Origin of the sequence: Lactiplantibacillus plantarum (assembly GCF_014131735.1) — a bacterium.
Taxonomy (GTDB): Bacteria; Bacillota; Bacilli; order Lactobacillales; family Lactobacillaceae; genus Lactiplantibacillus; species Lactiplantibacillus plantarum.
On record NZ_CP039121.1, the window covers coordinates 1,112,005 to 1,132,476 of the forward strand.

Below are 20,472 nucleotides of genomic sequence, written 5' to 3' on the forward strand. Positions count from 1 at the left end.
GATTGTATTTTGCCAAGTTTTCCTTTATGGTGGGAGTAATATATAAAAGGGAGTTTGGCTAAATGAATATTGAAATCTTAAACTCAGCAATCCAAGACTTACATTTCCAAATCGTTTATGATCGTTCTGAAGACGATGACAATCCTGGTCAGGGGCAATTCAGCTATACGACCGCCAATCCAGATGTTAAGAAGACGTTTGGCGATGACGTTGTGCAGGCTCAATTACAAGTGACCTATAAAGAAGAAATGTTCGACTTATCCGCGACCGTTTTTGCGATTGTACGCCTAAGTGGTGAGATGGTGGGAATTATTGAACGTCAATCTGACAACAAATCAATTGAAGACGACGAACAAGAAATGTTGAACAATTTGAATGGTGCCATCATTCCAGCGTTGTCTGCCAAAGTCCGGGCCTATGCAGCATTATTGTCAACTGAAGCTAGCAACTTTGCCATCATGCCAGCTGACTTTGATGATAGCCAGCCCAATGATGCTGAATAAGCGTAATCCAAGAGCTTGTCAAACTGGCAAGCTTTTTTTGATGACTTAAGGAATGAGTTCTAGCGTTGTGTAACCGTTAACAAAGGTGCTATAATAATGATGGTCAGAGTTGACTAGGCAACTGCGGTTGCAATGACGAGGTCAGAAGGTCTGATTGGTGACTTCAGCAATTATTACTTTGATCCAGGCTTATCGGAATGGTTCAAAGCGGGGGTGACCGCAAGTCGGTTAGCACACATAGGGGCAGTGAATATTGACACATAGTTTGAGCCAAGCTGGTAAGTATCGTGGTGGCCAAGTTACGCTGTAATTTGGCCGCTATTTTTATCTTATTTTCAGCCGAACACTGCGACAAAAAATGAAAACTGTCGTGATGAAATCACTGTAAATTGTCACATGAAAGCGTATACTGACGGTGAGAGGGGTGAGTGTTATGTTTAAACCAATGGCATCTGTTTTTACGAACCATCAAATTGCGGGTCATTATCGGGCCATTGAGCGGGCGCAAAAGTGCGTGGTTCCATTTCATTTTGAGATTCAGGGACAGGAGTATCCAAAGCCAAAACCAGAACGTAACTGGTTACGGCGCTTATCGGGGACGTCGAGCGAGAAGTACGCAATGGTCGAACTGACCCCGACAAAGGTCGTTTTGTGGTCACCAGAAGGACGCAATCTGGGTGAAATGCCACTGAGTGCGGCGCGGCGAATTCAGATCGGTGCGATTCGATGTCACGTAACGGAAGGACTCGACCCACGCCACGCATTTCGGGCGACGATCTTTGTGCTGACTGATAGCGGTAATTATTATTTTGCTAATTCTGATATGGAAGTTTTACCGGCGATTTGTAAGTTCGCCCATGAACATCAAGTGCCGGTAGAAGACCCACTGCGGTTGATTCCGCTTTTGAAGGTCGGCTGGCGGGTCGCGGCCGTGACGTTACATGAAACCTACGCGCAACTGGTTGCGCACACGGGTTATCCGGCTGATAAGGTTTAACTTGATTTTATGATTAATAATAATGAAAAACGGACTGTCGATAATGACAATCCGTTTTTTTGATGCGATTAAATGTAGTTGGCTTAAACTAAGCCTTGCGCTAACATGGCGTCAGCAACTTTTGTGAAGCCAGCAATGTTAGCACCACTCAGGTAATCACCGCTAACGTGGTATTCGTCGGCAGCGGCAACGGAGTGTGCAAAGATATCTTGCATGATTTGCTTGAGGCGATTATCGACTTCTTCAAAAGTCCAGCTCAAACGCATACTATTTTGGCTCATTTCAAGGGCGGAAACGGCAACGCCACCAGCATTGGCAGCTTTGGCCGGACCATATAGCAAGCTGGCAGCTTGGTATGTCGCAATGGCTTCTGGACTGCTAGGCATGTTAGCCCCTTCGGCAACGACCTTGGCACCATTGGCAATCAAGTTCTTGGCTTGATCACCGCTGATTTCGTTTTGGGTGGCGCAAGGTAACGCGATATCATAAGCTACTTGGGCGTCCCAGACGGAACCTTCGTAATAGCTGGCACTGGCTACACGGTCGGCATAGTCTTTGATACGACCGCGTTCAACTTCCTTGATCTGCTTAACGATCTTGAAGTCGATACCGTTTTCGTCAATAACGTAACCGTTTGAGTCGGAGCAAGTAATCACCTTGCCACCGAGTTCTTCAACCTTTTGAATCGCGTAGATGGCGACATTACCAGCACCAGAAATGGCAACGCGTTGACCAGGGAAGGAAAGTTGGTTGGCCTTGAGCATTTCGTTGGTATAGTAGGCGAGCCCATAACCGGTAGCTTCAGTCCGGGCTAACGAACCGCCATAGTTCAAACCTTTACCGGTGAGTACGCCGCGGTCAGCGCCACGGAGTCGCTTGTATTGGCCGTATAAAAAGCCGATTTCGCGGCCACCAACACCGATATCACCAGCAGGAACGTCGGTATCGAGACCAATGTACTTGCTCAGTTCGGTCATGAAACTCTGACAGAAGCGCATAATTTCGTTGTCTGATTTGCCCTTAGGGTCGAAATCAGAGCCCCCTTTACCACCGCCAATTGGTAGGCCGGTCAGGGCATTTTTGAAGATCTGTTCAAAGCCCAAGAATTTGACGATACTCAGATTAACGGATGGGTGTAACCGTAAGCCGCCCTTGTATGGACCGATTGCTGAGTTAAATTGTACTCGGAACCCACGGTTGACTCGTGCATGACCAGCATCGTCGAGCCAAGGAACCCGGAATTGAATAATCCGTTCTGGTTCGGTCAAACGTTCCAAAATATTGGCTTCGATATATTCTGGATGTTGTTCGAGGACTGGCGTGATCGTTTTGAAGACGTCGTTGATGGCCTCTAAAAATTCGGTTTGGTTCGGATCACGGTGTTCAATGACTTGGTAAACGTGTTGGACATAATCAGTTGCTTGACTCAATATGATCATCCTTCCTTGAATAAGTTAACTATAATCTTCATTTTAATGGTCACGTTCGGAAATTGCACGAGTTAAATTAACTAAATTTTGATGAATTTTTAGTGATTGTGGTAAAACCGTGCTGTTGATAGCGCTTTCGATTTGGTTCGGCGGACTAACAATAATTCGCATTTTAATGCAAAGTCAGAAGTGAGGGCGTATGCTTGTGACAATTAAATAGTAGTCAAGTCAGATTTGACGGGCGACTCATCAGGAACAGGGGGGATCATGATGAACAAACGGCGTTGGTTATTAAGTTTATTGCCAATCTTACTGGGGTTGATTGGTGTGGGTGTGTGGGGATCACAGCAATTAGGTCAAGGAGCACAGCAAGTGACACCAAAGACAATTAAAGTACAGCAGGCAGCGTCAAAAATCAAATCCGCGACGAAAAAGCAAACGACGACTAAGCCTAAATTGAAGCCCGGCCAGCTTACTGAGGCCCAGGCAATCAAGCAAATCGATCAGTTGATCAAAAGTCATCATATTATGGGGACACTATTACTGACCACGAACGGTCCGGCGGGGGTCCGGGTTCGAACGTATGGTTATGCGGATGATGCCAATCAAGTCCGCAATACTGCGACGGAGGCTTATCCATTAGCGTCATTACAAAAAGCTGTGACTGGCGTGATGATTCAAAAACTGATCAATCAGGGTAAGTTGAGTCTGACGACGAAGCTGAGTCACTTTTACCCGGAAATTCCGTACGCCAATCAGATTACGATACGTGAACTATTAGACCATCGTTCCGGTATTCGGATGACTGAGATAACACCAAAGACGATTTTACCAACGGAGACGGCGCGGCTGAACTTTACACTGCAACATTTACGGTCGACGAATAATCATGCTTATGCCTATTCCAACGCGAACTTTACCTTATTGGCAGGGGTTATTCGCAAAGTGACGCATAAATCCTATCAGGCGGCTTTGACTAATGACATCATTCGGCCATTGGGATTAAAACATACCTATGAATATAACGATATTCCGGGCAATGTGATCAACCCGACTTCGTATCGCTTGGCTAATGGGTTTGGTCAGAGTGGCATCATTTCTAAGCCGTTACAATCTAGTGAATTAGGCTGTGGTAGTCTATATATGAGTGTGGGGGATTATTATAAATTTATGTATGGGCTTCAAAGCGGCCAGCTAGTTGGCGAAGCCGGTTTAAAGTCACTTGCGGATAATTTTCAAATTAAATATTCGGCAGGCGTTTATTACCAGGCAGGCCAGTTGATTCGAGTGGGTGGCAATGACAATAATTTTCATAGCTACTATATGGGGTCGCGAAATGCCAAAGTCGCCTTAGTCTTATTTGAAAATCAGGGTGTTTTTGGTGGTGACAACCAGGTAGCGTATAAGATTCGTGATATTTTATTGAAGACGGTACCTTTTTAGAAACGGTCCGGGCTGAACATCATCTTAATTGCAGGAGAACGTGTGTCTGCGATTAAGGTGGTGTTTTTGCTTACCCGTCCGTTTGGCTGAATCCTTGAAAATAACTAAACTTTTACTCGAAATGATGGCGCCACGACGTAACTAACGCTATGATGAGATTAGAAACTAAATGATGCAGGTGAAAGTTAATGACAAAACCAATTAAGGTAATGACGATTTTCGGCACGCGGCCAGAAGCAATTAAGATGGCGCCCATCGTGTTGCAGTTGCAGCAACAGCCACAATTTGAACCGGTAACGGTGGTGACGGCTCAACACCGCGAGATGTTAGACCAGGTGCTCACGATTTTTCACATTACGCCGGACTATGATTTGAATATCATGAAGCCTAATCAGACGTTAGCTGGTATCACCAGCCGGGTACTGACGAAGCTAGATGCAATTATGGATACAGTCAAGCCTGATATCGTGCTGGTGCATGGCGATACAACCACGACGTTTGCAGCTAGTGTGAGTGCTTTCTATCATCAAATCCCAGTCGGACACGTGGAAGCGGGGTTGCGGACATGGCAGAAGTACTCGCCATATCCTGAAGAGATGAATCGGCAGCTGACCGACGTGCTGGCCGACATGTACTTTGCACCGACCGAATTAAGTCGGCAGAATCTATTGAAGGAAAACCATCCGGATACGGCCATCACGGTAACGGGCAATACGGCCATCGATGCCTTAAAACAGACGGTTTCGATGGACTATCAACACGCTGCGCTTGATTTGATTCAGCCTGGGCACCGGATGATCTTACTCACGATGCATCGGCGTGAGAATCAGGGCGCCCCGATGGAAGCGGTCTTTGTCGCCATCAAACGAGTGGTTGCTCAGCATCCCGATGTCGAAGTGGTCTACCCAGTACACTTGAGTCCGGCAGTGCAGACAGTCGCCAAACGTATCCTCGGCCATACCGATCGCATTCACCTCATTGACCCGCTCGACGTGCTTGATTTTCACAACATGGCGGCGCGCAGTTACTTCATTATGACGGATTCGGGTGGGGTGCAGGAAGAGGCCCCGTCACTGAATAAACCGGTGCTCGTATTGCGTGATACTACTGAACGACCGGAAGGGGTCACCGCGGGGACGTTACGATTAGTCGGCACTGATGGTCAGCAGGTTGCGGCAGCAATGACCAGTCTGTTAGATGATTCCGCAGCGTACCAACGGATGGCAGGCGCTAAAAATCCTTATGGCGATGGTCATGCTGCGGAATACATCTTACAAGCGATTATGAAAAAAATTGGTACACATTAATTTATTTACATTTTTGTATAAACAGTGTAATATTAAGCACTGACATAGTGATAAAAATTTTCATTTCTTCCGTAAAGATGTGAAAGAGCCGGATATGGATGCCGCGGGGGTATCAATACCGGTTATTTTTTTGCGTTAAAATTTGGATGGGCCCAGTACTACTGAGCGTCTAGGCAGCTACTTGATTTTGTCAAAGTGGCTGACGGCTGGGAGATAAGCGGATTTTACTCGTCAGCGGCCAGGTATTGCCATCAATTGATCTGATTGGACCGACTAGTCTATTCGCCGAAAGCACTAATCCTAGTATAAAAGGTGTTTCCCGCGGCATTCCATTGTATAATTGTAAATACTATAAGTGAGCGTTGAGGATAAATGAATGAATTTAAAAGCCCGTTACCCTAAAATTACGAAAAGCCTGGAAATTATTATTCGGCGGTATGGACAAGCCAATGTCAGCAATAATGCGATTGTGCTGGCCTACTACGCGTTAATGTCGATTGCCCCGATAATCTTGATTGCCGGAAACCTCATAGCCCGGTTTGATTTGAAGTCTGGACAGATTTTAGCGTACGCTCAGGAAGTTATTCCTAGTAATGTCTACCAGACGTTTAAGCCGATTTTAGTTTCATTTCTGTCTAGTGGCAGCAGCAGTAGTTTGTCAATTGGGATTTTGGTGACAGTCTGGTCGGCGTCTAAAATCATTGCGGCAATTCGCAGGAGTCTAAATGAGGCGTACGGGGTCACGGATGCCCAAAATGCCGTATGGACGCGAATTATTGCCTTTTTCTTAACGTTGGGACTATTACTCCTCATCGTAGGGCTGGCGATTTTCTTCACGTTGAGTCAGTTGATTCTAGACGTAATCTTGAATTTGACGAATCTCACGCGTGCCATCATTCCGAATTGGATCAATCAGTTGTTGGAAAACAAAAACTTGATTACCTTTGTTGGGATGTTCGTCGTCGCCATGTTGTTGTATTACTTTGTACCGAACGCCAAGGTAAAATTGCGTTACATTTGGACGGGGGCGTTAGTCACGACGATTGGTTGGATCGTGATCTCGCAAGGGTTCCGGGTGTACATCGAATTATTTGCTAAACGGATTACGACTTACCAAACGATTGGGAGTTTAATTGTACTGATGTTCTGGTTGAATTTTTCCGGGATTCTCTTGATGTTTGGTGGTGTCGTCAATGCGTCGGTGCAGGAATGGTTTGAGCATAAGATTGAGCCAAAGTCTCCACGGATGATTCGCCGCATTCGTCGACAATTCTTCAAACGCAAAAAAACAACTAAAAAAGAATAATCAGAACCTTTTAATTGAATCCGAACGTTTAATCCTGTAAAATCAAGATTTTTTGCGATTTACATATTAAACGATTCGGATTTTGTGTATAATGGTGTTCGTGTGAAAAAAGTGCCGGTGCTTTCTGAAAGTAAGTGGCGTCTATTTCAAAATAAACAGGCGTAACAACGCCACAGGAGGAGAAAGATAGTGATTCATCAGCTTTTGGCAGAGTTCATGGGAACCGCCTTGATGATTATTTTTGGTGTCGGTGTACATTGTAGTGAGGTTTTAAAGGGGACCAAGTATCGCGGTTCCGGCCATATCTTCGCAATTACAACATGGGGGTTTGGGATTACAATTGCTCTCTTCATTTTCGGCAATGTCTGCATTAACCCGGCCATGGTATTAGCCCAATGTATTTTAGGGAACCTTTCATGGTCATTGTTTATCCCGTATTCAGTTGCAGAAGTTTTGGGTGGGGTTGTTGGTGCCGTGATCGTCTGGATCATGTATGCGGACCATTTTGCCGCTTCTGCTGATGAGATTTCCCCAATTACGATTCGGAACTTATTCTCAACCGCACCCGCTGTGCGGAACTTACCACGGAACTTCTTCGTCGAATTCTTCGATACATTTATTTTTATTTCTGGGATTTTAGCTATTTCTGAAGTGAAGACGCCGGGGATCGTGCCGATTGGTGTTGGGCTCTTAGTCTGGGCCATTGGGATGGGGCTAGGTGGCCCAACTGGATTCGCCATGAACCTTGCACGGGACATGGGCCCACGGATCGCCCACGCCATCTTACCAATTAAGAACAAGGCTGACAGCGACTGGCAATACGGGATCATTGTTCCTGGGATTGCACCTTTCGTTGGGGCTGCTTGTGCGGCGTTGTTTATGCATGGGTTCTTTGGGATTGGGTAGATAATACTATAATTATTTTGGACGGCTATTGTAAAAATAGTCGTCTTTTTTATCGATGTTTATACAACAATATAACGATTGCCCTTTTACATTAAAATTTTTTTGATATAATGGCATGATGAGACTTTATATTCTTGGAGGAAATTAAATTGAGTAAGTATGATTATTTGGTTGTTGGTGCCGGACTTTTCGGTGCAGTCTTTGCCCATGAAGCAGCATTGCGTGGTAAACACGTCAAGGTGATTGAAAAGCGGGATCACATTGCCGGAAATATCTATACCAAAGAAGTAGATGGAATTCAAGTTCACCAATATGGTGCTCATATCTTCCATACTTCTGATAAACAGATTTGGGAGTATGTTAATCAATTTGCCGAATTTAATCGTTATACAAACAGTCCAGTCGCAAATTATAAAGGACATATGTATAACTTACCCTTCAATATGAATACGTTTAGTGAACTGTGGGGAGTTCGGACACCTGCAGAGGCACAAGCAAAAATTCAGGAACAAAAAGACGCTGCTCAGTTAAGCGGCGAACCTAAGAATCTTGAAGAACAAGCAATATCGTTGATTGGTACTGATATTTATGAAAAATTGATTAAGGGCTACACCGAAAAACAATGGGGCCAAAAGGCGACCGACTTACCAGCATTTATCATTCGTCGACTGCCAGTCCGCTACACATACGATAACAACTACTTCAATGATACTTATCAAGGGATTCCAATCGGTGGTTACACGCAAATCGTCGAAAAAATGTTGGATCACCCAGAAATTGATGTTGAGACCGGTGTGGATTTCTTCGCCAATAAAAATCAGTATTTAGCCGACTTTCCGAAGATCATATTTACTGGGATGATTGATCAATACTTCAATTATCAATTAGGAGAATTGGAATATCGTTCTTTACGATTTGAAACGGAAGAACGTGACGTTGACAACTACCAAGGAAATGCTGTTATTAATTATACGGATGCGGAAACACCGTATACTCGAATCATCGAACATAAGCATTTTGAATTTGGAAAAGGTGACAAGGGTAAGACAATTATTACTCGTGAATATCCAGCTAACTGGAAACGCGGAGACGAACCATATTATCCAGTTAATAATACTCGCAATAATACGTTGTATAAGCAATACGCTGAACTTGCAAAGCAGGAGGGCAACGTGATTTTTGGTGGGCGCTTAGGGCAATATCGGTACTATGATATGCACCAAGTGATTCATGCAGCATTAGTCTGTGTAAAGTCAGAATTATCAAAAGGAATGTAGTGTATAAATGAAACCAAAAATAACAGTGATAGCACCGGTATATAACGTAGAAGAATACTTGGAGAAATCCGTCTCAAGTATATTAGAACAGACTTTGAAGGATATTGAAGTAATTTTAGTTGATGATGGATCTTCAGATGCTTCGGGAGCAATTATTGGTGATTTTGCTGCAAAGGATAATCGTGTTATAGGACTCCATCAGGTTAATGCAGGTGCCGCCGCAGCTAGAAATACGGGAATCAAACGGGCTCAGGGAAAGTATTTGTATTTTTTGGATCCGGACGACTGGTTGGAAAAAACTATGCTACAGAAGATGTATGACTTTGCAGAAGAACATCAATTACAATTGACTATTACTGGTTTTGTCAACGAATATTATGAGAAGGAAAAAGCCTTCTCTGTAAAAAATGTAATGTCAAAGCGTATCTTTGCAACACAAAATGACTTTCGATTGCATGCGCATGAGTATTTAAATAATACTTTTCTTGCGGTACCATGGAACAAGTTGTATAAGACTAGTTACCTTAAAAATCATCATCTTGAATTTCCGCAGGTGAAGTGGGATGATTTACATTTTAATATGGAAGTTATCAGGAATATTGAACGTGTGGGTGTATTAGATATTGCTGAATACCATTTCTTCCGCTCTCGACCAGGTTCAGAAACGACAAAAGTTTTCAATGAAAAGCTTTTTGCAAATAGAATACAGCAATTCAAGCATATTCTCGCTGTGTATGATGATTGGAAAATTTCGGATAATGTAATTTTAATGTATGTCTATAATTATTATGCATTGAGAATGATCCAGCTAACACAGGAGATTGCAGATAATAACATGCATATTAGCAAAAAAAAGAGCTATGTTAAAAAGATTTTGTCAGATCCACTCACGCAATCAGCCTTTAAAAAGGGAAAGAGCAACAAAGGGCTTATCGGGGTGTTTATGATTCCTTATCGTCTCAGGATGGTGACAACAGTATTAGCAATTGGCAAAGTGATTTCTTTTGTTAAAGCTCATTTTTCTGTGCTTTTTTACAGGGCCAGAATACATGTTCAAAAGAGTAAGGAGTAGTGAAAATAATTAAGATTCTAATGATAAATACTATTCCATTTAATAGAAATGGTATGTCGATGATGATGATGAACTATTATACTCATTTTGATCACAAAGTAGTTCAATGTGATTTTATTGTAAATAAGTATATCGAAGATGATTATAAAAATGAAATTATTGATCAGGGAGGCAAAGTATATATTTTTCCAAGCCGCAATTCCCACCCGTTGAGATATATTAAATGGTTATCAAAGATTATGATTAGAAATCAGTATGATATCGTGTATATACATGGTAATTCAGCAACTATGTCAGCAGAACTATATGCAGCCCATAAATGTGGTATTACGACTATAGTGCACGCACACAATGTTAAGACGGAACATCCAGTCTTACACGAACTACTCTATCCATATTTTGCTAAGCATTACGACTATGCTTTTGCGGCAGGAACCGAGGCAGGTGAGTGGCTGTATCGAAAACGCCAGTTTCTGGTAATTAAGAACGGAATTGATAGCTCGGACTTTGAATTTTCACAGAGTGAAGGGACAAAAATAAGAGAATCGTTAGGTATTCCAGAAGAAGCTAAAGTATTAATCCAAGTGGGGTCTTTCACAGAACAAAAGAATTATCCATTCACGATGCGTCTTATAAAAAAATTGAAGGATAGTCATAAAGTAGTGCATTTGATTGCCGTTGGGGTTGGGCCGCTTTTAGAAAGCATGAAGGAATATTGTGAACAGAATGGGATACAGAGATATGTGCACTTTGTCGGATCTCAAAGTGAAACTGGATCTTATTATTCAGCAGCCGATCAGTTTATCTTTCCTTCACTGTATGAAAGCTTTGGAATTGTTGCTGCTGAAGCTCAGGCCAATGGATTACCTTGCCTTGTAAGCGAGAAAGTTCCCAGAGCTATTGATATTACTGGAAATATTAAATTTGAATCGCTAGATATAAATGATTGGATGGAGGTCATTTTGAATCAGAACTTCCGACGCAGCAAGTATACTTTAAAGCAAACAGAACAACTATTTGCTTTAAAGGGGCTAAGTATCGGCAGTGATGCCTTGGGGATGCAAGATGTTTTTAAGGCAATTATGGAGGGAAAGGATATATATAAATGAGTAATAAGCTGACTGTAACCATAGTTGCACCCAACCTTTCTGGTCAAGGTGGTACTGAAACAGTTGTTAATCATGTTTTGAACTCATCAAAACTAAATTCGACAATAGAGTTTTCATTATTTACTCCAGACCATGTTCAGAACCAGAGCTGGTTGCGGAGCATTGAGCCAAGCCTAAAGAAGTTAACATTAGCGAAGAACAATCGGTTTCAAAACTTGTTACAGAAGTTTTTTTTCTACGCATCAAGTCGTGCAGATGTACTATTGATTTTGGGTGTGAGATCAATTTTAATCGCATATGTGATGCGTTTCATTTTTCGAAGACACTATAAAATAGTTTCTTGGATACATTTCACGATGGTTGGTACGAGTTTCTCAAAGCCTAAACTCCTCAAATATGCGGATGCACATTTTGCAATTAGTTCTGGTATAAAAAAACAGTTAATGAGTGCTGGAATTGATGAACGCAAAATATATCTGATTTACAACCCCATTCAAAATGTGGATCAGGTTATCACAAGGTCAAAAACAGATGAAGTTAGGTTTGTATACGTTGGAAGGATTGATTATATAGGCCAAAAAAATTTAAAGTTTATGCTGGATGGACTAGCACAGTTGAAATTTGCATGGCGAATGGATTTTTTTGGTGACGGGAAAGATTTATCCCTGTGTAAAATGTATGCTAAAAAGCTGAAATTGGATGATAAAATTGTTTGGCAAGGGTGGGTGGCAGATCCGTGGGCGCAGATGAAAGCAGTTGATGCGTTGCTGTTAACCTCCAATTATGAAGGACTTCCAATGGTGATTCTAGAAGCCCTCCAGCGTGGAATTCCTGTAGTTACAAGTAACTGTGCGACTGGGCCAGAAGATGAGGTAGTTAATGGTGAAAATGGATATCTATTTTCCCAGAACAATGTCCAAGATTTTACAAAGAAGTTAACGACATTAAAGAATCGGTTAGATTCTTTTGAAAATGTTGATAAAATCATGCACACTACTGATAAGTTTTCAAGTCAAGAATATGATAATCACTTTGTTATGGCACTAACTGAAATATTCAGACAGTCAAACTAGGAAATTAGATAATGAAAAAGAAAATTAATTTAATTATTGCTGGCATTTTTATTGCGTTAATTGCATATGGTAGTTATACATACCTAATTGGAACAGGTCAAGATACTGTAATAAAAATAAAACAGGTAGATAGGAATGGAACACTAATTAATTCACCAATCATTTTAGCAGGGAAGTTTCTACACAATTATGATTTTAATCCCCAAATACAGGACTATGACTTAACTAACAGTAATGATCTGCCGAGCAACTTTACTAGAAAAAATCAAAATTTAACCCTTAAATATAATTCAAATCTGAATACTAAACATGTGGCAAATACTCTGAATAAGAGTCATTTGGTGCTAAGTATGGCACAAGAATTAAGTACAACGAGTTTAGGTGGTAGCCAAAAAGCTAACTACAGTTCATCTTCTGTTGCAAGACTAAGAATATTGACCAGTGGTAATGGTACTAGTTGGCAAAGGTTGAATATTGATTATCCAAATATTCAGATGCGTAATACCACCCCACTATGGAATGGACATGATCTATATGTGTATTTTGGTAAGAAAGCCATGTATACCAACGACTTCCAGAGCTGGAAAATTTTGAGATGGAGCTCTCATTTCAATAAGGGAAGAATCAAGAAACAACATGTTTTCTCTGTTAAGGGAAGAACCTATATGTTGATATTGGGTAATACAAGCAAGAACAAAGAAAATAGGGTATATTATGCACGGATCGATACCAAAGATGGTGCTGTGAAATCAAAATGGAATAGGATTATCGATTCAAAGCTACCGGCTAAATTAGAGGATATTTCAGTTAATTATCAGGATAATACGTATTACTTGACTGGTATCGATAGTCAAGGGAGAGTGAAGGTATTTACATCAACAACATCTTTAGATGATTTGAAGCAGAGTGGAATAGAATTAACTAGTAAACGCTATTCTTACCAGGCAGCACAAATTATTAGTACGAAAAATAGGTTACTAATGTGCTATACATTAGTTGATCGAAAAACGGGATTTTCTAATGGCATGATGTATCGTTCGTTCTTGAAAAACAATAGCAGTTTGTCAAAGCAAAAAAAAGCAGATATAGACTTAACTACACATGACTTTTCTGTACGATGACAGTGTGAATTGAGGGTTGAATAAGTTGAAATCGAAATTGTTCTTTTTTTCAGATAGAATTGCTTTTTTGAGAAGATGGTGGTGGCTACTCGCAATTGGACTTGTTGGTGGTTTACTATTTGGGAGTGGTTTAAGGCAGTTTGGATCGAAAACTGTATACAAATCAAGTGTAGCGTTGCAAGTATATCACTTAAAATCAAAAAGCATGTCTAAACAAGCTTATATTAAGCAAAAAAAATCAGAGTTGAATGATCTCTCTAAATATTCAGTAGTTGTGAAGTCATATGATACTATCCAGGCAGTCAATGATTCCTTACATTATTATTATGGTGTTTGGATAAATAATGTTGATCTGGGACAAATGTTTGACTCCTCAGTTGCTGTTGATGGACAGTCACTGACTATTAATTGTATCTCGTCATCCAAAGAACTGTCGCGATATGGTGTTCGGACAATGGCACGTATAATAAAAATGAGAATTAAGGATGCTGATGAATCGATGAACGTGTCATTCAGAATCATTCCCGGATACTCAGTACAGTACGGAAATACAGATGTAATTTTCTATAGTGGTGTCGTAGGAGTCTTTATAATGTGTATGGTAGCGCTTGGCATAGAGTTTGGAGGATTAAATGAACAGCATGACGACCACAGTGAATCAAAGAGAAATTAAGAATAGAATTAAGGTGTCTAGGATAGTTTTTTGGATTTCATTTGTTATGTTGTTAGCCACTCGGACAGTTCAGACTACTGTACTAACGTCATATATTCCTGGATTTTTCCTTAGCGGATTAACTGGTATAGCCAGCATACTACTGGTTAGTAAGATGTTTTTTTTGGACCGAATAACTAATACTCGTGCCGTATTAATGTTTATAACCGTTTTTGTAACTCTAATTGCAGCACATACATCAGGATCACATGGAATTATTCCAACGGTATTGTTAGTTCTGGGTTGCTCAGAAATTCCGTTTAAGAAAATTATCAAGGGCTATTTGATGATTGTTGTACCGATATTAGTCATTGCGTATCTGTCTACTCTGACTGGTTTTACGACTAATCTGGTTTTTTCTGATGCCGGCAATGTACGATATGCAATGGGGACAATTTATCCAACAGACTTTGCTTCGCATATTTTCTATTTGTTATGTGCATACGTATATTTAAAGGCAGAAAGAATAAATTTAATTGATTTGAGTATTATTGGAGTGGGGTTCATAGGAGTTTCAATTCTGACCAGTACTCAGGCAGATATGATTGGAATCGGGATGTTGTTTTTTTTAACAATACTATTTGCTTTCCAGAATAAGATAAAAAGGAAAAAACAGTTGGGAAAGATTTATAAACATACAGAACAAAATTTGTTTTTTTCACCGGTAATCATATTCTTTTTGATGTGCATATTAACGTTTACATTCAATTACCAAAATGGTTTTTTTGTTCGACTGAACGGCTTATTAACTAATCGTTTAGCGCTCGGAAATCATGCATATCTGGTCAATGGGTTAAAAATGTTTGGTCAGAATATTATTCAAAGTGGGTGGGGAGGAACTAGTAGCGAGATGTTCAATAATTCAATTGGAAATCTTACGTATTTTTTTATTGATTCATCGTATATTGGAATGCTGCTATGTTATGGTGTAATTTTTACGGTGATAACACTTGGTGCCATTTCTGTAAATCTATATTCCCGTATTAAAGCAGAAGATGCTTTATATATGTTTGTCTGGTTGTCTATTCTGCTTGTTTCTGCTGTTGATCAGCATTTACTAGAAGTGCAATATAATGTATTTTTGCTCGGAATTTGTGCTGAGTTTATGAATAGAACAGCGAAACATCAAAATGAAATGTCGTATGTTAAGTATGCAGAGTTAAAAGAATGGTAAGAGAAAATACAAGGAGTATCGGTTATGAAGGGTTACTTAGTTTCTACAAAATTGGAAAAAAATAATAATGCTGGTAGCAAGGCAAAGCAGGATATTGAAGCAATTCTGTTTAAGGCTGGGCTAGAAAAATTGTCATTGGTCATCCCAACTAATCGTGTCGGGCGAGTATTGTATGCCATCAGAATTTGGAAGAAAGTATTCAACGGTCTGAATGAAGGATTAATTGTAGTGCAATACCCGCTGTACTCCAAAGTTATTACCAAGCAACTAGTGAAGGAAGCAGGCAAGAGGCCAAATGTTAAGATCGTGGCAATTGTTCATGACATTGAATCGTTACGCATTGATGTCAATCATGAGGATGCGATTAATACAGAAATTGATTTATTGAATGGATTTGACTTTCTAATTGTGCATAATACTAAAATGAAGTCCTGGCTGATTGAAAATGGTCTGACGATTCCAAGTGAAGTGTTGGGTGCATTTGATTATTTATCTGATTTCAGTGTTCCAATTCAGCGTAAATCTGGTAATGTAGTGAATTTTGCGGGTAATCTCGCAAAGTCTTCTTTTTTAACAAAAATAACAAGCACAGATGTCAAATATCATATCTATGGTCCAAATCCCCAAAAATACTCTACAGCTTTAGCTTATAAGGGTATATATTCGCCTGAACAACTAAGTGAGCAATTTGTTTCGGGATACGGGTTGGCTTGGGATGGAGATAGTATTACAACATGTTCTGGTGTTTATGGTGAGTATCTAAAAATTAATAATCCACATAAAGTATCGCTATATATTCGGAGTGGTTTACCGGTAATTGTCTGGGATGATTCTGCAATGAGTGATTGGGTTCAAAAAAATGACTTAGGGCTTTCTGTATCATCACTTGCTGAATTAGGTGACATAATAAGCGGCGTTACAGATCATCAGTATCAAATATACACAGAAAATGCACGGGTTGTTGCACAAAGAATGCAACAGGGATTGTATATTAGAGAAGCTTTTACAAAGTTGTTGAAAAATCAGTCAATCATTCTGGAGAATTATCATGGCTAATACTAGAAGGTACTACTACTTAGATTGTATAAAGATATTTGCTATCATATTCGTTGTCTTTAACCACACTAATGCCAGAGGTTTCTTTTTATTTTCTCAGCAAATGAATAGTCCGTTATTCTATTTTTATCTGCTTGTTTCGTTAATTTGTAAAGTTGCAGTTCCTTTACTATTCATGGTATCTGGGGCTCTGTTATTGAATAAAAAGGAAAGCTTAGGAGTACTTTGGAAAAAGCGAATACTCAGATATACAATTATTGTTATTGTCTTTTCGTTCATTAGATATTTGTTTGACTTACAGTATTATAATAATTGGAATAGTTTTACGCTACTTGGCTTTTTTAGATATATATATGCTGCCCCTATGGAAATCCCTTATTGGCTTCTATATACTTATCTAGCCGCTCTGATTATGTTGCCTTTTTTACGTGCGTTAGCTACTAAATTGTCAGAGCAAGAATTCAAATACTTAATATATTTGCAATTGATTTTAACAGGCATACTGCCCATTATGCAATATGTTTTTAGAATGGGGTCAGTAGACCTGAGTGTTCCTTTCGTATCAACCGATGTAATTTTTTATATGCTTTTAGGGTACTACTTGCATGTTCGTAGGCCTGATATAGCAGCTAATAAGTCAATAGTACGAACCGTGTGGATATTGGCTTTCTTAGGTCTAGTTATAACTATTGCTATGGTGTTGTATCAGTTTCACTTAACGCATGTTTTGTCCGAACAAAGCTCCCAGACCTTTTTCATGTTGTTTACCGTATTGCCAGCTGGGGCAATTTTTCTGTTTTTTCAAAATCATGAACAAAAGTTAAAATCACGGAAACAACATTTATTCATTAATTTTTTTGCACCAGCTGTTCTTGGAGTCTATTTGTTAGAAGAAATGTATAGAATCTTACTGTTGCCAGTATTTACATGGTTATTACCATTAGTAGGCTCTTTTATTGCATGTTGGATTTGGGTGTTAGTAGTTGTTAGTCTAGCAGCACTTACGATAAATGTTGTGAGATTGATTCCACCTGTGAAAAAGTATCTATGATGTGTTGACAAGAATGTATGTAGCGGGAGAATTTTACTTGAATAAAAAAAAGATTACAATAATTACTGTTATATTTGTATTTGTTGTATTCATTTTAGGCATCGGATTACTACTTATACAATACTCTAAAATTGGGAAACTAAAAAAACAAGATACACCTATTAATAAAAAAATAGGTGTAAATTATTGGTCATGGCAGATAACTGCCTCGAATAGTAATTATGAGACATTTAAGGCAATGGTGGATAAAGATTTTGTGGGTATCAAGCAATTTTCACCGAGCTATTTGAGAGTCTCTGTGGGGTCATTTGATAACACTAAATTGAATAACCAGATGTTGGATTATATAGTAGAAAAATGTAAGGATGGGCATATTATACCAATATTTTCTTTCTTTGCTCTGGGAGATAATAATGCAGTTGATGGAATGTCACATACCAATCATTTTGAAGATTATAAAGTAGCCCAGAAGCACTATAGGTTAGTAGTAAGAAATACCATTAAACGCTACTCCCGGGAAAATATCATTTGGGAGAGTGTGAATGAGGCGAACTATGGAGGAAATTATTGGTTTAATCAACCAGTTTCGCTTACACAAGCGAAAGATTATATTAAACTAGATAAATATATCTCTAGTTGCTTGATGCAGTATGCCAAGAAGCCCGTACTTCTAACCGGAAATTATACTTTTATGGGTAAGCAAACAATTGATTCTTTTGAATTATCCGTTTTCGCGGGTATGCCATTAAAGAATAAACATGTTAGCTTTCATCCATACATTTATGGACGACCGGAACAGCTACTAACAAATAAATATTACAAGAAGTTTTTTAGGACTCTAAATCAAGTGAGAGCTTCAGACATATCAGCAACAGAACTAGGATTTGGGACCCCCAAAAATTTTAATGGCAATTATACTCGGCAACAGCAAAGTAGCTATCTAAGGCGAGAAATATTAATCTTAGATGCCCTTGGTGCTAAACAGATTGTTTTATGGACTGCGGATTCGACTGATCACACTTGGTCAATTGAGAATAAAAATGGAACATTGAATAGTTCTGGAAAAGATATTCGTCGTATGCTGAAGCAATTACATGGATATAGCTTTTATAAACGCCTGAAAACGGAAAAGAACACTTATGTCTTCTTGTATAGAAATGGCTATAAATCAAAAATTGTTTATTGGTCAACGGATAGAAAAGTAAAAGAGTTTTATTTCCATCGGGAAAAGTTAAGCATAAGTAGTAACCCGAAAGTTCATTCATACTAGTGTCTCTCTCAAGACTACTTAAGTAGGTGTCGATTAGCATGAAATTTTAGCTTATTTCTAATGGAAAAGAGTGTTCTAAACTTCCCGGCTTTTGAGAAGTTTAGAACACTCTTTTCCTGAATAATTTAGAAAGAATCAGCGCTTAATTTTGCGCCCTCATTTTCTACTTACATTTTCCTGAGTGATTTTAGCTTAAAGATAATGGAAGGTTGTAGAATAAGCAAGAACCCGACATAAACAAGTAAACCAGTTAGTATCTGTAAGATGAGATTAACTGTGGAGATATTCATTGTTACATTCAAAATGTATATAGGAATAAACATCATGATTCCAGCGAAAAGATACTTAAGTGAATTGGTAAATAGCAAATTAACCTTTAGTGACTTTCTAACCATGATTAGTTGATACAGTGTAACTGCCAACTCAGAAAGCAATGTTGCAAACATGGCACCGTAAACACCCCAATGCAGAATTAGCGGAATATCGATGATGATGTTAGTGATCGCGCCGAGTACTACAGAAGTTGTATAAGTACGCATTTGTTTTGTAGGTAGTAAATATTGTTGTCCGATCACGTTACTTAGACCAATTAGAACGATAACTGGCGCTTCAATTATCAAAAGAATATTTACAGAAGTAAATGCTTTTCCGAAAAACCACGGTGCTAATGCGGTTGCAATGCTCGCAATTCCAAAAGCCATTGGTATTGAAATTGAAAGAACAAAATCGAACGAAGTATATAAGTATTGTTTCACTTTGTTGATCTGTTTCTTGGCGTAAAGGTTAGCCACATGGGGAAGCATGACTGTACCTGTAGAAGTGACGATAGCAAGCACGAGTTTTACCAGCTTGTCTGAGTAATCATAGTATCCAGAGGCAGTAACTGAGTCCAATTTCCAAAGCATTGTTTTATTTACGGCAAGGTAAATAGTTGTGGCAACCTGTGGAACAAATAAAGATAGCGAAGGTTTTAAATGCCGAAATATTCGTAGTTCGCTTGTCTTGGGGGCATAGACAAGTTTAGGCAAATATGGCCATAGAGTAATATTACCTAACAGTTGCGACAATGATAGAATTAAAATATAAATACCCACATCATGACTATTTTTTACAAACACAAATATTGAAGCTAAGGATAATAACTTAACAATCATATTTCTGATAACTGTTTTTTTAAAATCCTCAAGCCCCATAAAAAACCAGGAGATATCAAAAGCGCCTGCAATAATCAAAAAGGATTGGTAAAAGAAATATATTTTGAGTTGATTCTGCAAGTATAGAAAAATGCAAAATGCTAAGTATGCTATTGATATTGTTATAATTTGCAGAATTTCAATTTCCCAAAACGTTTGAGATCTTTTTCTATCATCTTCTCTGATAAAGGCAATTTCACGATTACCATAGATTGTTATTCCGACTGTTCCAGCAAGTAAAAAGTATGTAATTACTGAATTAGTTGTTGCGTTGATTCCGACTCCTGAGGGACCAAGTACTCGAGAAATATAGGGAACTGTTAGCAACGGGGTAAGTAGAATCAAAATATTGTAACCGACGTTATAAAGATAGTTTTTTACAATTGTCATATAATTCCTCACAGTTGTTGTATTAATAAATAAAATGCGACTGAATAATTATAGCATATTTATTGACTGTTCAAGGGCGTTT

At 39.3% G+C, this 20,472-nt stretch carries 19 protein-coding genes; 17 read left to right on the forward strand and 2 right to left on the reverse strand.

What is annotated here, in order from left to right; genetic code table 11:
• Positions 1-62: 62 nt before the first annotated feature.
• The 3 genes from E5260_RS05090 to E5260_RS05095 all read left to right on the forward strand — a co-directional run bounded on the left by E5260_RS05090 (position 63) and on the right by E5260_RS05095 (position 1,500).
• A complete protein-coding gene (locus E5260_RS05090; protein ID WP_003643305.1) occupies positions 63-503 on the forward strand; it encodes a hypothetical protein in 441 nt (146 codons plus the stop codon).
• Between the two features lie 132 nt (positions 504-635).
• Positions 636-767 carry a hypothetical protein gene (locus E5260_RS15435; RefSeq protein WP_003643307.1) on the forward strand — a complete coding sequence of 44 codons (132 nt, stop codon included), beginning with the start codon at positions 636-638 and terminating at the stop codon, positions 765-767.
• A 169-nt stretch (positions 768-936) separates the two neighbouring features.
• A complete protein-coding gene (locus tag E5260_RS05095; protein WP_003643308.1) occupies positions 937-1,500 on the forward strand; it encodes a hypothetical protein in 564 nt (187 codons plus the stop codon).
• Positions 1,501-1,583: 83 nt separating this feature from the next.
• On the opposite strand, the gene gdhA is transcribed toward E5260_RS05095, so the two are convergent.
• The gene (gene gdhA, locus E5260_RS05100; RefSeq protein ID WP_003643310.1) at positions 1,584-2,939 is read right to left on the reverse strand and encodes an NADP-specific glutamate dehydrogenase; all 1,356 of its coding nucleotides are present in this window, start codon (positions 2,937-2,939) and stop codon (positions 1,584-1,586) included.
• A 258-nt stretch (positions 2,940-3,197) separates the two neighbouring features.
• On the opposite strand from gdhA, the gene E5260_RS05105 reads away from it, so the two are divergent.
• The 14 genes from E5260_RS05105 to E5260_RS05170 all read left to right on the forward strand — a co-directional run bounded on the left by E5260_RS05105 (position 3,198) and on the right by E5260_RS05170 (position 18,807).
• Positions 3,198-4,373, forward strand: a complete 1,176-nt coding sequence (locus E5260_RS05105; RefSeq protein ID WP_003643312.1) for a serine hydrolase domain-containing protein — start codon at positions 3,198-3,200, stop codon at positions 4,371-4,373.
• 188 nt (positions 4,374-4,561) lie between these two features.
• Complete coding sequence (gene wecB / locus E5260_RS05110) at positions 4,562-5,680, forward strand: non-hydrolyzing UDP-N-acetylglucosamine 2-epimerase (RefSeq protein WP_003643313.1); 1,119 nt, start codon at positions 4,562-4,564, stop codon at positions 5,678-5,680.
• Between the two features lie 376 nt (positions 5,681-6,056).
• Positions 6,057-6,986: a YihY/virulence factor BrkB family protein gene (locus E5260_RS05115; RefSeq protein ID WP_003643314.1), complete on the forward strand. Its 930-nt coding sequence runs from the start codon at positions 6,057-6,059 to the stop codon at positions 6,984-6,986.
• A gap of 189 nt (positions 6,987-7,175) precedes the next feature.
• Positions 7,176-7,892, forward strand: coding sequence for a D/L-lactic acid transporter LarD (larD, locus tag E5260_RS05120; RefSeq protein ID WP_003643315.1), 717 nt, complete (start codon positions 7,176-7,178; stop codon positions 7,890-7,892).
• 149 nt (positions 7,893-8,041) lie between these two features.
• A complete protein-coding gene (gene glf / locus E5260_RS05125; RefSeq protein WP_024971398.1) occupies positions 8,042-9,169 on the forward strand; it encodes a UDP-galactopyranose mutase in 1,128 nt (375 codons plus the stop codon).
• A 7-nt stretch (positions 9,170-9,176) separates the two neighbouring features.
• The gene (locus E5260_RS05130; protein WP_003643317.1) at positions 9,177-10,241 is read left to right on the forward strand and encodes a glycosyltransferase family 2 protein; all 1,065 of its coding nucleotides are present in this window, start codon (positions 9,177-9,179) and stop codon (positions 10,239-10,241) included.
• Positions 10,241-11,350, forward strand: a complete 1,110-nt coding sequence (locus E5260_RS05135; RefSeq protein ID WP_003643318.1) for a glycosyltransferase — start codon at positions 10,241-10,243, stop codon at positions 11,348-11,350. Before E5260_RS05130 ends, E5260_RS05135 begins: the two co-directional genes overlap by 1 nt.
• Entirely contained in the window at positions 11,347-12,423 is a 1,077-nt protein-coding gene (locus E5260_RS05140; protein WP_003643319.1) for a glycosyltransferase, read from the forward strand. The genes E5260_RS05135 and E5260_RS05140 overlap by 4 nt, the downstream gene beginning before the upstream one ends.
• An 11-nt stretch (positions 12,424-12,434) precedes the next feature.
• The gene (locus E5260_RS05145; protein ID WP_003643320.1) at positions 12,435-13,544 is read left to right on the forward strand and encodes a hypothetical protein; all 1,110 of its coding nucleotides are present in this window, start codon (positions 12,435-12,437) and stop codon (positions 13,542-13,544) included.
• A 25-nt stretch (positions 13,545-13,569) separates the two neighbouring features.
• Entirely contained in the window at positions 13,570-14,217 is a 648-nt protein-coding gene (locus tag E5260_RS05150) for a YveK family protein (RefSeq protein ID WP_025015692.1), read from the forward strand.
• Positions 14,177-15,430: a hypothetical protein gene (locus tag E5260_RS05155; protein WP_025015691.1), complete on the forward strand. Its 1,254-nt coding sequence runs from the start codon at positions 14,177-14,179 to the stop codon at positions 15,428-15,430. The genes E5260_RS05150 and E5260_RS05155 overlap by 41 nt, the downstream gene beginning before the upstream one ends.
• Before the next feature lie 24 nt (positions 15,431-15,454).
• Positions 15,455-16,486, forward strand: coding sequence for a hypothetical protein (locus E5260_RS05160; RefSeq protein ID WP_003643323.1), 1,032 nt, complete (start codon positions 15,455-15,457; stop codon positions 16,484-16,486).
• The gene (locus E5260_RS05165) at positions 16,479-17,537 is read left to right on the forward strand and encodes an acyltransferase (protein ID WP_003643324.1); all 1,059 of its coding nucleotides are present in this window, start codon (positions 16,479-16,481) and stop codon (positions 17,535-17,537) included. Before E5260_RS05160 ends, E5260_RS05165 begins: the two co-directional genes overlap by 8 nt.
• A gap of 37 nt (positions 17,538-17,574) precedes the next feature.
• On the forward strand, positions 17,575-18,807 hold the full coding sequence (locus E5260_RS05170) for a hypothetical protein (RefSeq protein ID WP_128531241.1): 1,233 nt from the start codon (positions 17,575-17,577) through the stop codon (positions 18,805-18,807).
• 167 nt (positions 18,808-18,974) lie between these two features.
• On the opposite strand, the gene E5260_RS05175 is transcribed toward E5260_RS05170, so the two are convergent.
• Positions 18,975-20,390, reverse strand: a complete 1,416-nt coding sequence (locus tag E5260_RS05175; RefSeq protein ID WP_003643326.1) for an oligosaccharide flippase family protein — start codon at positions 20,388-20,390, stop codon at positions 18,975-18,977.
• Positions 20,391-20,472: the final 82 nt, after the last annotated feature.